7 protein-coding genes and 1 pseudogene are annotated in these 13,759 nt (G+C 65.0%); 6 read left to right on the forward strand and 2 right to left on the reverse strand.

Features of this window, described 5'->3' with window-relative positions; all coding sequences use genetic code 11:
- From ACO6D6_RS14145 to ACO6D6_RS14170, 6 genes and pseudogenes are all read left to right on the forward strand, one after another.
- Positions 1-108, forward strand: a pseudogene (locus ACO6D6_RS14145) (transposase); the annotation flags it as partial.
- A gap of 180 nt (positions 109-288) precedes the next feature.
- Positions 289-2,964 (forward strand): hypothetical protein, encoded by a 2,676-nt coding sequence (locus ACO6D6_RS14150; protein WP_484785888.1) that lies wholly within the window; start codon positions 289-291, stop codon positions 2,962-2,964.
- A gap of 76 nt (positions 2,965-3,040) precedes the next feature.
- Positions 3,041-5,317, forward strand: coding sequence for a hypothetical protein (locus ACO6D6_RS14155; RefSeq protein ID WP_484785889.1), 2,277 nt, complete (start codon positions 3,041-3,043; stop codon positions 5,315-5,317).
- A 145-nt stretch (positions 5,318-5,462) separates the two neighbouring features.
- The gene (locus ACO6D6_RS14160) at positions 5,463-8,108 is read left to right on the forward strand and encodes a hypothetical protein (RefSeq protein WP_484785890.1); all 2,646 of its coding nucleotides are present in this window, start codon (positions 5,463-5,465) and stop codon (positions 8,106-8,108) included.
- Positions 8,105-9,214 (forward strand): tyrosine/phenylalanine carboxypeptidase domain-containing protein, encoded by a 1,110-nt coding sequence (locus ACO6D6_RS14165; RefSeq protein ID WP_484785891.1) that lies wholly within the window; start codon positions 8,105-8,107, stop codon positions 9,212-9,214. Before ACO6D6_RS14160 ends, ACO6D6_RS14165 begins: the two co-directional genes overlap by 4 nt.
- 15 nt (positions 9,215-9,229) lie before the next feature.
- Positions 9,230-10,204 carry a hypothetical protein gene (locus ACO6D6_RS14170; RefSeq protein ID WP_484785892.1) on the forward strand — a complete coding sequence of 325 codons (975 nt, stop codon included), beginning with the start codon at positions 9,230-9,232 and terminating at the stop codon, positions 10,202-10,204.
- A 356-nt stretch (positions 10,205-10,560) separates the two neighbouring features.
- On the opposite strand, the gene ACO6D6_RS14175 is transcribed toward ACO6D6_RS14170, so the two are convergent.
- Positions 10,561-12,348 (reverse strand): AMP-dependent synthetase/ligase, encoded by a 1,788-nt coding sequence (locus ACO6D6_RS14175; protein WP_484785893.1) that lies wholly within the window; start codon positions 12,346-12,348, stop codon positions 10,561-10,563.
- Positions 12,349-12,512: 164 nt separating this feature from the next.
- Complete coding sequence (locus ACO6D6_RS14180; protein ID WP_484785894.1) at positions 12,513-13,754, reverse strand: ATP-binding protein; 1,242 nt, start codon at positions 13,752-13,754, stop codon at positions 12,513-12,515.
- Positions 13,755-13,759: the final 5 nt, after the last annotated feature.

Genomic DNA, 13,759 nt, shown 5'->3' on the forward strand with positions numbered 1-13,759 from the left:
CTGGGCATGGCCGTTGGTGACAGCGAATCGACCGACTTCTGGACCGAGTTCCTCAGAGGCCTGCGCCAGCGCGGCCTCAACCCCACCAACCCGCAACGCCCCGAAGGGACTTGACCATCTTCCACGTCGCCTCGGCGATTGTGAGGCACCGGAGGACGCAAGGCGACACTCCATGCACCGTGCATGCCGACGGAGAGGACATGGCTCACGCGCTTTACCTGCGATCTCGTCCGTCAGAATCTCGTGAGGCGCCAGGCAGAGCGCACCCTTGTCGCGTGAGGAGCAAGCATGGCCGTACCGGATCGAATGCCGCGACTCCCAGCGGCGCTCTCGACCAGTTCGCGGTTCGCGGATCGTGTCCCGGAATCAGAGGCTCTGCGCGCGAGTCTGGTGGTGCAACGCTCCGCCATTGATCGCGACGCCATCGACGGCCAGGTGATGAACAACGTCCTCGTGTTCTTCGGGTTCGCGGGAGTTGGGAAGTCGATGTTGTCGTTCAAGCTGGAGGAATGGGTTGACGGCCGAGACGTGTGTGCTCACCTCACATCAGAAGTTGACGGCTGGCGTGACCGTACCTGCCCGGAAGGGTGTCCGCAATGGGGTCCGGCTCCGACCGACCTAGGACCCCTGGCCACAGTGCGTTGGAACCTGCGAGCGGTAGAATCGCTCACCAACCCGGTCCCCTTCTACCTGCAATTACGCAGGTCGTTGGCTGCAATCGGGGTCGCCACCCCGCGGTTCGATGTCGGCGTCGTAGCCATGGCAACGAAGTTCCGGCCCAACGCGAGCCTCGATCCCGACGGCCCGCTGCGCGACCTGGTCACCATCGCGAACGAACGACTAACCGCCCTGTTTCCGGGCCGGGCACCCGCCGCGAACGACGATATCGCTTTGGAACACAGGCTGCTGCAACTCATAGCCCAACCCACATCCGCCGGTAACGACGCACGGGACGACCTCGCGCGAGCCGTCGCGGCGATCCAGACCGGGGGCACCGAATCTGCGGCCCTGTGTGAAGTCGCGGCCTGGCTGGGGTGGCTCCTGAGCAAGGACCTGCAAACCCTGCCTCCATCGGAGCGCCCAATCGCCGTCGTGTTCATCGACACGTTCGAGGACCTCCTCGATCCTGCAAGGGCCAGCGATGAGCGTGTTGTCAACGCGGTCGTCGGCGCCCTGCCGTACTGCCTTTTTGTGATCACCGGGCGCCGTCGCGTGCCCTGGGATCAGCGCCGAGTCAACCTCGGATACTCGGGGCCCGACACCTGGCCGTCCCTGGCTCGAACCAGGGATGACGAGCCCGAACCGCGCCAGCACAGCATCGGGACGCTTCACCCCGACGACGCGCGAATGCTCCTGGAAGACCGGCTCCGGGAGGTAGGCGTGTCCCTGGCCGACGGTCTCTGCGATCGGCTGGCCGAGTCGGCCCAGCTCCCCATCCATATCGACGCCATCGTCACCTTGGCGAGCAACCTCATGAGGGATGATCGCGGCCGCGTCCTCACCGACGATGACCTCGGCGGCGCCCTCGAACACGTCCTCGACACGTTGATCGCGACATACCCGCCGGTCGAAGCCCGTCTGCTCCAAGCAGCAGCTCTGGCGGCGCAGTTCGACGGCCCGCTCCTGGCACGCATGGCAGGCGAGACCGTGTCCGTGGCCGAGCGCTTCCTCGACAACCCGCTGATTCAGAGGATCCGTGACAAGGAATTCTTCCAGTACCACCTCCACGACGAGGTCCGCCGTATCGTCCTTGAGGCGGCCGACAGCGTCCAGAACGCCTGGAGCGCCGAAGACCGGCGCGCCGCCGCCAAGCTCGGCTTGGACTACCTGGAACAGGAACTGGTGAGGGCCCGGGATGAGGACGACTCCGAGCGTCGGATCGTCGTCCACACGACCGGCTACCGACTCGCGCTCCTCGTCGGATTGGAACCCGAGTGGGTGCTAAAGGAGTTCGTGCGTAGCCCATCGCGGGTGCGAGTCCGGCAGCTGCTCGGCGGCATTGATTGGGGACCTGGCGAACTGGTCCAGACCGCCCACTTCAACTCACTGACCACCATGCCCGCTGTCAAGCGGATCCCTGCACTTCGAAAGTACATCCCGATGTACCGGTCGGCAGGGCTGAAGCAATCGGGTCGGTTGTGGCTTGCTTACGCCCTACGAGACGCCGGCGACTTCGATGCGGCAATGCGGCTCATCCGGGAGCTGTGGGATGAACAACCAAAACGGACATACGCAGCGCAGCGGGTGGTAACTTGCTTGCTGGGGCGCAGGTTCAGCGATGCCGTGACGGAGTTCCTCACGCTCGGCGAACCGGCCGGACAGGTCATGGGGCGATTATTGCGAGACGTTGGCTGGCCGCAGTACGCGGTCCAGATGGCCGAGGCACGACGCGATGGAGCGATCGCCCAACGGCGATCGCGACGATGGATCACCGAACTGCAGACCGCCGTCGTCGACGCCAAGGGATGGGCGGGCACCGTCACCCAGAGTGAACTTGAAGCGTGCTACCGCGAGGCCCTCCTACTCGACCGGAAAGACGGTAGACGGCACTACTGGATGTGGCGAGCCCTCGCAGGGCTCTTCGACGATGACACCGTCGCAGAGTGCTGGCGCGAACTCGACATGATCCGCACCAGCCTCGGGACTCGACCGAACTCAGTGAACGACGCCCTGCTTCTGGTCTCGGGGGCGAGGCTCCTCGCCACCGGTGACGCGGCGTACGCAGACCTGGTGGTCAACGACGATGAGGTGCAGGCCACCCCAGTCCGGGTGCCGGCCGAGTTCTTGTGGGAGCATCTGCACGACCTCGGACTGGTGACGCATCGGCTGACGATCCGGCCAACCCAGTGGATCGGCGACCGACAGGCCATCAAGGAGCGCTGGATCGCGATCTTCCAAAGGATAATTGACGAGGCGCGCCAAATCGTAAAGTGTACAGGCCCAGACCCCTCTGTCAATCACTAGTGAATGCCAACGCGTCGATGGCCAAATTCGCACCAGGCGCCGCGGGTGCCAATGTCTCGAAGATTAGGAGGAACGCATGCTTGGGTGGATAATTCTGGCTTCGCTGCTCGCCGGCGACTGGCTGATATGTCTGCTGAGCGATCGTGGCACGCGCGAACATCTCGCCGCCTCCGTGGTCCGCCGACTAGTCGGCGTTGACGCATCTTTCGAAACCCTCCGTCAAGTTCATGGTGCCGGAGAGGATGTTCGACCGGTAGCTATGACACGTATCGCGACGAGCATGTTTTTTCGTCTGCAGTATGGGATCTATGGAAGCGGCTACATCGTGATGGGGGCACTGGTTGTTTTCGGCGTCCCTCCCGTGATTGTGGCTGCCGCTGGGGGGCTCGCGCTGGGTCTACGGGGCGCCTTTCCGAATCTTGGAAAGCTGGTATCTGGCGAGGCGGAGCACATGACTGAGTGGGCGCCGCGGCAACTGGTGTGGTGGGTTGCCGCTGTCATCTGCCGAATTATAGGTGTGTTTCTATCCCTCTATCTCATGTTCTCAGGGGCCTCCATGATGGGGGATGTCTACTCGCGAGACTCTTTGATTGCGATGACGTGGGGGGTAGTGATAATGCACCTAAGCTCACTTCCGGTGAAGCACTTCATGAGACGGGCTGGAAAGCGGTCACACCCCTCCTTTGCCCTGGATGCTGACGATTCAACGGTGCTGTTACTGCGATCATTCTCGGATGATGACATGTCGATTCGGGCAGCAAGCGGTGTGGCTCCGATGCTCTCGCCTCCAGTGCCTTGGGCCGACATCCGGTTCGAAGAGGTGATCGCATACAGCTGTGGGAAACTGGGGAATCTGGTGGCGATTGGGCGACCTGGTGAAACGCTACCCGAGCTTGGGGCGGCCCGCACGTACTGGGCGGACGATCAGTGGCAGGATGCTATTCGCCGCACGGCCTTGAGGTGTCGCGCAATCGTTGTTATCGCTGGAGCATCCGACGGCCTGCGGTGGGAGTTGGAGCGACTGCGAGCGTGGCGTGTCCTGGGTAAATGTCTCGTGGTCCTACCTCCGGATCCGAATGGGAAACGCGCCTTGGCACGCTATGCGCAGGTCGTGGAGCTGCTATCGTCCAGCGGTTCAAAACTCGACGGCAAACCCGTCTCATCCCGGGTTGGGGTTCGCGTGGACAACGACGGCAACCTTACTCACTACATTTCCGATGGCCGCGATTGGGAAGCCTACGCGGGCATGTGCTCCCTTTTCGATATCGAACTTTCTGGAGGCTGGGACGCGTCGGCGCTAAATAGCCAGAAGACTTTCGCGGATTATCTGACCGATCCGGCCCTCAAGGGGGTCGATCCGCTGCGCGCACTCCGGATGGCCAGCTTTGGGTACGAGAAATCATTTTTGACCCCTAGGCAGGACGCTCACGATTCCTTTGACCCCTTGCTGACGGAGGGACTGCCTGCACCCATGCTGGCAGAACTCCACCAGAGCCTGCTGAAGATCATCACAAGTTGGCACGGCAAAAGTGGTGATGACCCGATGAGCGCCTGCGATCATGTCCTGGGCGAAGCAAACGAGGAGGAGCACCCGGGACTTTGCGCCTTCGTCCACGCGGTCCGAGCTCACGCCTTCGCGAAGCGAGGGGACAAGCATGGCGCCCGTAAGGATGCAGGCCGCGCACTGGATCTAGCTAAGTCATGTACCAAAGTCGTATCATTGCCCATGACGAGGGTGAAACCACCCGAGATTTCACACCGTGCTGAACTAGTGTTTCTGCATATTGCAATTAGCGAAAGAAAAATCGATCAAATCGTTAAGCGCGCTCGGCGAGCATCTGAGTTTGCGGCACTGGCGGAAAAACGTGATGCTGAGATCAAGGCCTTGTTGACTGGGGCACGTGCTTGCTGTGCCAACGATTCGCACCCGAAAGCCGAGGAGCTCGCCAAGGAAGCCCTTGACCTATCTGTTATCATTGGAAACAGTTGGCTCGAGAGTGAATCCCAGTTGTTGTTGTGGAGGTCGTACCGCGTCACGAGGCGCATGGAGGATGCCCTGAAGGCGATTCAACGATGTGTGGAGCTTTTCGACTTGCTCGAGCAAAAAAGCAGAAGCATCAACTCGCGTCTGTTGATGGCATCCACACTTTCGGCGGCAGGGCGACCGGAACAAGCCGGGTTTTGGGTCCGCGATGCCATTTCCCGATTGTCCGCTATTCGCGACAGGACACATCGCCAAGAATTGGCGTTGAGCGTCGAAAACGAGATTGGTTACCTTGAGGAGGCGGGGCTGCGGGAGGGCGACGAGTTGCGTGACCTGCTCCAGCCGTTCCGCCAGCACGTGGAGGAATGAGCCGGCTGGAGTCATGGGTGTGCCTGACCGGGCCGCTACGGTCGGCACTGCAACCTGCGAGTGCCGACCTGTGACCTACGCCATCGTCCGTCAAGTAACGAGCGAAGGAACGTTGCGCTTGCTGTGTCGTGGATAAGGAGTTGCGATGGCTGTTACGGATCGGTTGCCGGTCGCCGTCGGAGGTGGGTCTGCGACCTCCCGGTTCGCTGACCGGGTGGTGGAGTCGGAGGCGCTGCGTCTCAGCCTCGAGGTCCATCGGCACGCTATCGACTCCGACGTCATAGACGGCCGGGTCATGAACAACCTGCTCGTGTTCTACGGTTTCGCCGGGGTGGGGAAGTCGACGCTGTCGAAGAAGCTCGAGGGCTGGCTTTCCGGGCGTGAGGTGTGCTCGCACACCGGACCACGCGGTGGGCGGACCTGCCCCGAGGGATGTCCCGAGTGGGGACCGCCACCGACCGTGCCCGGCGTCGTCACTGCCCGATGGGATCTGCGCGACGAGGAATCCCAGACCAACCCCGTCGTGTTCTACCTGCGGCTTCGCCGCGCCCTCGCCGACGCCGGCTACCGCACCCCACGCTTCGACGCCGGCATCGTCGCGATGGCGGTCAAGTTCCATCCTGAGGGGGCCGAGCCGCTGACCGACGTGATGCGGATCGCTGAATCCTTGATCGCGGAACTGTTTCCCGACTGGTCCCCGCCCGAACGGGCCGAGATGCGCTACGACCAACGACTCCTCAAACTCCTCAAGGCCGAGGGCGCCCCCGTCCACGACGCCAGGCGCCGCATCACACAGGCCGTGGGCGTCATCACCACCGGCGAAGCCGACTCGATCAAGCTCCGTGAGGCCGCCGGCTGGGTCGGGTGGCTGCTGTCCGACGACCTGGAGCAGCTCGAACCGGAAGACCGACCGCTGCCAGTCGTCTTCATTGACACGTTCGAGGTCATTGAAGACGAGCGGCATCCGGAGCGAGAACAAATGGTCAACGCGGTGGTCGGCGGTCTGCCGTTCTGCCTGTTCGTGATCACCGGCCGCGAGCGCGTCGACTGGGCCACCACCTTCAAAGGCCTAACCCACGGTGGCGCCGGCACCTGGCCGTCGCTGACCCGAACCGCCCTCGGGGATCTCGAACCGCGCCAGCACAACATCGGAGAGCTCTCCTTCGCCGACGCCTTCGATCTCCTCCAGTCCTACCTCGCCACGATCGACGCACGGCTGGACGATGGGCTGTGCCGGAGGCTCGCGACCGAGGCACGCTGGCCGATCCACATCGACGCGATCGTCACCCTCGCCAGGGAGCTAGCCGCCGAGAACCCGGGTTGCCTGCTCGTCGAAGAGGATCTCGAGGGCAAGATCGACCGGGTGGTCGGCCGGCTCCTGGAGCGCTACCCCGAGGATAAAGCCGACCTCCTCCAGGCCGCGGCCCTCGTCGCCCAGTTCGACGCTCCCCTGCTCGCCGCCATGACCGGCGTCGGGGTCGGCACCGCCCAACGTTTCCTCACCAACCCCCTCGTCCAAGTGGTCCGCGACAAGGAGCACTTCCAATACCACCTCCACGACGAGGTGCGCCGCATCGTCAACCAGGCCGGCACCTTGGCCCGCTACGCCTGGAGCGAGGTGGACCGCACTGCCGCCGCTCAGCGCGGCCTCGACCACCTGGAGCAGGAGCTGAACGACGCGTGGGCGGCGCACGACCACGAGCGTCACATGGTGGTGCATGCCGCCGGGTATCGCCTCGCGGTCCGGGCCGGTTTGGAACCGCGATGGGTGATCTCCCAGTTCGGCAAGGGTCCGTCGCGCCTGCGGATCGCGCGCTTGCTAGGGCCCATTGACTGGGGAGACTCGCTGCTAGTGCAGACCGCGTACCTGAGCGCCGTACTAGCCAAGGGACCTTCGGTCAGGGCGGCGGAGTTGCGGGAGTTCCTGCGGCGGGACACGACGATCGCGGTTAATCGGACGGCGAGGCTGTGGCTCGCGTATGCGTTGCGCGACAAGTCGGATTATCAGTGGGCCCTTGACCTGCTGCGTCAACTCTGGGAAGAAGAATCGGCCAACGTGTATGCCAGCCAGATCGTCGTCACGTGTCTCACGGGGCGCCGGTACCGGGAGGGGATTACCGAATGGCTTACCCTCGGGGAACCAGCTGGGCTTCCGATGGGACGATTGATGTACAACCTCGGGCTCCCCGATATCGCGGTCCCCATGCTGGAGGAGCGCATCTGTCGATCTCGGGAGCGAAAGCAGTCCGAACACTTCATCTCCCAGCAGCGCACTTTGCTGGCCGAAACCCGCGCCTGGGCTGGTGCATCAGACCCCGCCGAGCGCGACTCGATCATCGAGGCGCTGGAGGAAAGCTACCGCGAATCCCTGCAACTCGAGCGCCGCGACGGGCAACGTTACTACTGGCAGTGGCGCGGGTTGAGGGACATCTTCGACGATGACAAGGTCGCGGAGAGCTGGAACGAGCTGGGCCGCGTCACCGACCCCGAGGGGGCCTTCTTGAAGGAGGAACGGAACGCGCGCCTTGTCGTCGCAGGGTTGCGGCTACTCGCCACAGGAGACGACACCTACGTCCGCGAAGTCCTCGACAACCCCACTGGCATCCCCGACGACCGGCCTCCGCGCGTCGACTTCCTCTGGGAGCACCTGCACGACCTCGGGCTCATCGATACCCCACTGCCGAGCTTGGATACGCAATGGGTCGGGGAACGCGAGACGATCAAACAGCGCTGGATCACGCTTTTCCACCGCGTAATCGACGACGCACGAGCCCGGAAGGGAACGAAATGACTGATTTGCTGACGGCCTTCGAACACCTGGGAAAGGTCGTGCGCCCCACGGCCTGGGGCAACCCTGTAGATCTGCCCGCCATCCGCGCCGAGCTGCGGGCTCGCGCAGGCCGGCCCGGCACCACCGACGCTCCACGCACCACCTGGACGTACGAGTATCCCGACCTCGACAAGGTACCCGACGCCATCACCGCCTGCGAGGCCGCCCTCAAGGCCGCTGACCTGCACGAACAGGAGGTCTGGGCGCTCCAGACAGTCCTCGAAGAGGCTCGCGACGTCTCCTCCGAGGCCAAGAACCACACCGCCGAGCGCATCACCGACCACACGACCAAGGTGCACGGCAGCATCACGCCCGACGACGTTGCCGCCGCACAAGAGGTCCTGCAACGCCCCGCCGACCCCGGGCAGGAAAAAACGGTCGACGCGGAGAGCGTTGCCGAGGCGATGCGCACCTGTTTGCAGCGGCTTGAGATCGAGGGCTGGGAGGTAGTCGTCGACCCGGACATGGCCGCAGACATGTCCGTCCTCGGCGGAAAGCACCGCGTCAAGGTCCGCGCCGACGCCACCTTCGCCCCGTGCGCCGTCCAGCAACTACTCGTACACGAGATCGGCACCCACGTCCTACGCCGCCACCGCGCCGAGGGGCAGCGGACCCCCGTGGCCCGCTACGCCGTCGGCTCGGCCATGCGCACCGAAGAGGGCTTCGCGGTGTGCCGCGAGAACCGCGCCGGCGTCAACTTCAACGCCCGCGACCGCGTCTACGCCGCCCGTGTCCTCGCTGTCGACATCGCGCTGCGGACCGGCATCGTCGATGTCGTCAACGCGCTTGCCGAACACCTCGACATCGATACCGCCGTAAGCATGGCCGTCCGCGTCAAACGCGGCCTGGAGAACCCGCATGAGCCCGGGGCGAACGTCAAGGACCACGTCTACTTCACCGGCTCCCGCATGGTCGAGGAGCACCTCAAGGCTCACCCCGACGATCTCGGCCTCCTGTTCGCCACCAAATGGCCCCTGGAGGAACTCCCCAGGGTAAAAGCCTTAGTCAACGCCGGACTCGTCGCCCCCATCCCACCCGAACTCGCCGACCCTGGCATCGTCCTCTAGCCGAATGGAGCACCCATGATCATCGAGTTTCGCATCTTCATCGCCGCACCCTCCGAGATGGAGGAGCAACGCGAGGCGGTGCGCGACGTCATCGCCAAACTCAACAACGACCCATTGCTGCGCAACCGAGTCTCGCTGCGGCCGATCTCGTGGAGCAGCCCCAACGGCACCGTGCCGATGCTTGCGCGCCACGACCCACAGGAGACGATCTCGCAGAACCTGCCGCGCCCCTGCGACTGCGACTTCGCCGTCGTCATCCTCGGCTCCCATCTGGGACACCCACTACCTGACCGGTACGCCGACGAATTGGGGCTGCCCGAGGTAACCGGAACCGAGTGGGAGTACTACGACGCTATGAGCGGCGCCAAGCGAGCAGTCCACCCTACCGAGGTGCTGCTTTACCGTCGCCGCTGCGACGCGGCCAAGGACGCACGAGGGCGACGTCTCGTCGAATTCTTCCAGAAGCTTGAAGACCTCAAGCGCGGCTACAACCAGTTCGACGAAACCGCCGACTTCACCAAGAACCTCGAGCACCACCTCCGCAGCCTCATTGCCCAGCGACTGGAGCAATTCGCCGACGCGGCCACGATCGCCCGCTGGGTGGAGTCGCCGACAACGCCGCTGCCGCACTGGGTGCCGCAGGTCCTGGGCGACATCACACAGGAGAAGACGCGGAGGTCAGCGGTGGCGAAGGCCGTCGGGACGCTGATCTGCGCCAACGACGACATCGACCACGTCCTGACCGTCAGCGAGACGCTCGGGGAGAACTCCGGCGGGTTCGAGACCGCCGAACAGCTACGGCTGCACTACGCCAAGCTGTTCCCGCTCATGACGCAAAGCCAGGGCGGCCGGGCCGTCACGGTGTTCGAGCGCCTCGCTCGCGACGACGTTCTTACCGAGGAACAGCGGAAGGAGGTTGCGGCGGGCGCAGGTCGCATGGCGAGCCTCCTGCCGGTCCTGGCCGAGGACCGGCCCGCCGCCGAGAACTGACAAAGTTCTCGCGGGATCGTGAGAAAGGCTGGAACCCCCCTTGGCAGGACCTTGTAGGGGCTTGAAGGACATTCCCGCATCGCCCCGATCCCACTTGGCCAGGATGGGCGTCGCACTCTCCGCGCTGACCCTCGCTCTCGACTGAAGTGCAGTGCGTTTCGTGGACAAACCCACCACCGGGTAGAACAACCGTGGCAGGGTTTACCCGCCGGGTACTGGAGTAACCTCGATTCAGGCTGCCCTTTCGTCGCAGCCCGGCTCAGCTGGCTTTGGGGCCTTCACAAGCTGGCTGGATTCCACCTGAGTGATGCCAGACACGATTTCCTATTCGCTCAGTGAGACCAGTCAGCCGACACTCAACTGGAGCGCCGCCTCCGTTCCAGTGCCTCGTACATGCCGTCGATGAGTTCCTTGAAGCGCTCCTCCACCTGCCGGCGGCGCACCTTCAACGTCGGGGTGAGCAGGCCGTTGTCCGTGGTGAGGTCGCCGTCCATCAGTTCGGTGGCGCGGGGTTTCTCCTGGCTCGGGAGTTTGTCGGTCAGGGCGGTGACCCGTCGGCGCAACTCCTCGGCCAGTTCGTTGGACTTCAGCCAGTCGGCCACCTCACCCGGCCACTGCATCAGTTTCCCGAGCTCCTCCACGTGCGGCAGCGACGGTTTGACCAGCAGCGTCACGCAGGGCCGGTTGTCGCCGAGCAGGACGGCATGCTCGAACAGCGGGTCGGCGAGGATGAGGCCCTCGATGGGTTGTGGCGCGACGTTCTTGCCGCCAAGGGTGACGATGATGTCCTTGATGCGGTCGGTGATTACCAGGAACCCGTCGACGTCGACGTATCCGGCGTCCCCGGTGTGCAGCCAGCCGTCGGAGTCGATGGCGGCGGCGGTGGCCTCCTCGTCGTTCCAGTACCCGGCCATCACGTTCGGGCCGCGGAACAGCACCTCACCGTGCTCGCCGATGTGCAGCTGCCCGCCCTTGAGCACCCGCCCCGTCGTGCCGGTCTTGAACCCGCCCGGCGAGTTGAAGGTCACCAGCGGCGAGGCCTCGGTCAACCCGTAGCCGGTGTAGATGGGCATCCCGACCGCCGAGAAGAACTCCTCGATCTCCTTGCGCAGCGGCGCCCCGCCACAGGCCATGACCGCCTTGTTGCCCCCCAGGGCGACGCGGATCGAGGACAGGACGAGCCGGTCGGCCATGCCGAGCTGGGCGCGCCAGAACCACACAGGTTGCCTTCCCTTGCGGTAGGCCCGCTGGTTGCGGGCCCCCACCCGCAGCGCCCACTTGAAGATGCCACGTTTGATCCCCGAGGCCGCGACCTTCGCGTGCGCCGTCGCGAACACCTTCTCGTACAGTTTGGGGACGCTCACGAGCAACGTCGGTTTCGCCTGCACCAGGGCATCGGCGACGGTGCGGGCGTCGGGAACGTAGGTGTTCATGCAGCCCTTGAGCAGGACGATGCTGGTCCAGGCCCGCTCCAGCGCGTGCGAGAGCGGCAGGAAACACAGCGAGTGATCCTCCGGCCCGAAGTGGAACATGTCCTCGATCGCCTCCTTCTGGGCGATCATCGCGGAGTGCCTGAGCATCACCCCCTTCGGGTCGCCGGTGGTCCCGGAGGTGTAGATGATCGACGCCAGATCATCGGGACCCGCCTCCGCGAGACGGGCCTCCAGGGCCCGGGCGTCGGGTTCGGCCCGGAAGTCGTCGTAGGCGACGACCCGTTCCGGCATGCCATCCCAGGGTTCGAGAATCACCAAGTGCTCCAGCTCGGCCAGGTCATCGACGACCTCCAGGACGCGTTCGCACTCGCTGCGACCACCGACGAACAGGATCCGCATCCCCGAGTCGGTGGCGATGTGCCGGATCTGTTCCGGGGTGGAGGTGGCGTAGATGGGCACCGGAATGGCCCTCACGGTGGCGGCGCCGAAGTCGATCTCCGACCACTCAGGGCAGTTGTTCGCGAACAAACCGATGCGGTCACCCGGCCGGATTCCCCGGTTGAGCAGCCCCTGCGCCGCCTCGTCGATGCGCTCACCGAACTCACGGAAGGTGTGGGTGCGCCAGCCGTCGCCGACCCGGATCCGGGTGGCTGGGCGATCGGCGTGCTCGGCGATGGCCGCGCGCATCTGCACGGCGAGGTGCTGGATCATTGGTCCTCCTGGTCGGGAACCAAGGATAGAGGGTCATGGCGACGGCGAGTCCCCTAGGACCTGTTGCGAGGAGTGTCGCCCGGGCGAGGAAGCACCGGAAGGGATGTCGGATCACCCGATCCGGTGCTTCCGCAGCCGGGCATGACTTCCGCACCAGGACCCGGCTACGGGCACAGCCGGTGGAGCCCGCACGTGACCGTGCCATCGTCCAGGGTCAGGACCGGGCCCGTTCCGGTGAGGATCAGGCGGAACGACGGTTCCCCGTCGATCTGCTCCAGCGCGGAGGTCAGGGCCCTGTGCCCGTTCGCGATCCGGGCCCCGGCCAGCTTGACCTCAACCGCACCCCAGCGGCCGTCGGGATGCACCACCACGGCGTCGATCTCATAGCCGTTGGAATCCCGGTAGTGCTGGATCCTTCCCCCGAAAGCACCCGCCAGCACCGCCAGGTCGTGGTGAACCGCGCTCTCGAACAGGGCGCCCGCGGTAGCCGGGTCCTGTCGCAACGAGGACATTGGCGCCTGGAGGGCGACCGCGGCCAGCGCGGGATCGGCCAGGTGCAGTTTCGGGGAGGTCCGGAGCCTGGCCCGCGAGCGCAGCTTCGGCGCCCAGGGTTGTTGCCGCTCGACGACGAAAATCCGGGCCAGCAGGTCCACGTAGCGGCTGACGGTCGCGGCCGACAGGTCCGGTGCGATCGGCGCGAGATCCCGGGCCAGGGTCTGGAAGGAGACGGCGGAGGCGCTGCTCGCGGCGATGGCGGTGAGCAGTGCCTCGACCACCGCGGGTGAGTTCCGGATCCCCCCGAGCCTCGACAGATCGGTGCGGATGACCTCGTCCAGATACCCACGCAGGAGCAGGGTCGCGTCCTCGGGCGGGGCCTCACGCCAAGCCGGGAAACCGGGGCGCAGAAGCCGGCCTAGAACCTCCTCGAAGGTCAGCACATCCGGTTCCCCAGCCGGCCGCTCACCTTCGAAGAGCCCCGACAAGGAGACCGCACCGAACCCGGGGTCGTGTTCCCACCAGGAGAGGGTTCGCATCCGCTGGCGCATGAAACGTCCGGCTCCCGTGTGCCGGGTGTGATCGTCCGCCGGGGTCGCAGATCCGGTGAGGATGAACTGCCCGGGGGCGGATTCCCGGTCGACGGCACGCCGCACCTGGTCCCAGACCTCGGGAATGATCTGCCATTCGTCCAGCAGGCGGGGACGGGCACCGACGAGAAGCTGCCCCGGGGCGAGATCGTTGAGCGCCCGCGCGGCGGGATCGTCCATGAGCACCGACGATCCCGCCGCTTCCAGGGCGGTTCGGGTCTTCCCGCAGGCGCGCACGCCCTCCAGCATCACAGCTCCGGAGATCCTGAGCGCGCGCCTCATCGCGCCGTCCATCACGCGTGGAAGATAAGCCCCGGTCATCGTCC

It is taken from the genome of Arachnia sp. (genome assembly GCF_057238465.1).